Source organism: Protofrankia symbiont of Coriaria myrtifolia (assembly GCF_900634755.1).
GTDB classification, from domain to species: domain Bacteria; phylum Actinomycetota; class Actinomycetes; order Frankiales; family Frankiaceae; genus Protofrankia; species Protofrankia coriariae.
Genome location: NZ_CAAAFS010000335.1, coordinates 1,113 through 3,188, shown reverse-complemented (window position 1 = coordinate 3,188; position 2,076 = coordinate 1,113). Strand labels below are relative to the sequence as shown.

The following is a 2,076-nucleotide window of genomic DNA, read 5'->3' as shown; positions in this document are numbered from 1 at the left end:
CTCCACGAAGATCCATCGGACCCGGCTCAACCGGAGTACGGGCATGGTGACCTCGCCGGCCGGCGCTACTGACAGCGGACTGCTGTGGCTGCCGCTCCAGACCTGCCAGGCGCGCAGGCGGGGGAATGTCCCGCATCCCCGCGGACGCGAGTTCGTGGCGCCACCGGATCAGGTCGAGGGTGCGGGCGGTGGCGAACACGGTGCGGTCCGGCCGTAGCAGCACGGCGTGGGCACGGTGACGGGTCAGCCAGCGGTCGAGCGCCCCACTCGGGTCATGGATGAGCCTGACGTCGTCCGAGGTCGCCGGGAGGGGGGCGGGTGCCGGGACGATGCCGACGTAGCGGGTGCGCAACCGGGCGAAGAAGGCCCGGGTGTCCTCGCCGACGACGGAGGCCCAGTTGAAGGCGAAGATCCAGTCGGTGCAGTGGGCGAGGACGGCGAAGCCGTCTCCCAGCAGGTCGTCCAGTGGGATCTCGACGGGTGCGGCGGCGGTGCCGGTGCCGGCACCGGCGGCGGTGCGGACCAGCGGCTGCGGGCACAGCCGCCCGGCGGGCTGCCGGCGGCCCGGCAACAGCCGCGACGCCGGTCTGACGAGCGGGCCGGGGCGCAGCGGCGGGCTCGCCGAGCGTTCCATCAGCCGTTGGAAGGCGTCCAGGCCGGCGGCCTGGACGAACAGGGCTTGGCGCGCCGTGCCCACGGCGGTTGTGCCACTGGTCATCGTCCGGCCGAGCATGACCGCCATACGGACCAGTTGGCGGGCGTGCGGCCGACGCTCGCTCTGGTAACTGTCCAGAAGCCGCTCGTCGGCATGGCCAGCCAGGACGAGGCCGAGTTTCCAGGTGAGGTTCGCCGCGTCGCGGACGCCGGCGCACAGCCCCTGGCCGAGGAACGGCGGTGTCTGGTGCGCGGCGTCACCGAGGAGGAACACCCGGCCGCGCCGCCAGCGCCGGGCGACGAGCGCGTGGAAGGTGTAGGCGGTCTGGCGTACGACGGTGAGCTGTCGTGGGTCGACGCCGCCGAGCCAGGGCGCGACGAGCTGGCGGACGACCTCGATTCGTGACAGTTCGTGAGCGGATTCACCGGCCCGGATCTGGAACTCCCAGCGGTAGCGCCGCGGGCCGATCCGCATGTACGTGGCGGCACGGCGTCGGTCGCAGACCTGGTGGATGCCGTCCCAGTTCGCCAGAGGCTGCTCGCTGTGCACGTCGACGACCAGCCAGGACTGGGTGAAACGCAGATCTTCCATGGTGGTGCCGACGGTTGCGCGGCTGCTGCCGTTCGCGCCGTCGCAGCCGAGGACGGCGTGGGTCCAGACCTGCTCGAGACGACCGGAGACATGGTCACGGATCGTGACGCGCAGCGGGGCTGGGCCGTGGGTGTGCCCGGTCTCGACGGCGACGGCTTCGGCACCGCATCGCAGGTCGACGTGCGGGAAGCGGGCGAGCCCCCGGCGGAGCACCGCCTCCAGCATGGCCTGGTCGAACATGTTGGCCCCGGGATGGCCCTGCCCACTGTCGACGGGATCCCGCTGGAAGCGGGCGAGCGGCTGGTGGTCGGCGTTCAGCAGCTGCAGGCCCAGCGCAGGTCTGGTGATGGCCCGTACCTCGTCGGCGAGACCGGCGGACTGCATGATCCGCAACGTTTCGTCGTCAAGATGTACGGCCCGGGGCAGCGGGTAGATGTCGTGGTGGCGCTCGACGACGAGACAGGCGATGCCCTGCCGGCCGAGAAGATTGGCCGCTGTCGTGCCGCTGGGCCCGGCACCGACGATGACGACGGGAATTTCTCGGGGGGTGAGCGACGGCATGCCAGGCATCCTTCGGGCGTTGCGGGGCGGGGAGGTGCACGGGCCACGGCCGGCCCGGCGCGGATAACCGGGACCGGGCGGGTGGCATTGCCGTGGCTGTGCCCGGCGCCGCGTCTCGTCTCGCGTGCAGTGCGGCGGACGTCCTCGCACCCCGCGCGGATCATCGGGTGTCGGCGGGTCCGGGCAGTGGCGCAGTGGCGGCTGCCGGCAGCCTGGCCTACACAGGCCACCGGCAGCCGCGGGTGGCCTGTGCGGTTGTCGGCGTTCTG

At 72.4% G+C, this 2,076-nt stretch carries 1 protein-coding gene; it reads right to left on the bottom strand.

All coding sequences use genetic code 11. From position 1 onward, the window contains the following. A partial coding sequence (locus CM1CMNOD_RS19675) for a bifunctional 3-(3-hydroxy-phenyl)propionate/3-hydroxycinnamic acid hydroxylase (RefSeq protein ID WP_165001773.1) occupies positions 1-1,807 on the bottom strand: 1,807 nt, incomplete at its 3' end. Positions 1,808-2,076: the final 269 nt, after the last annotated feature.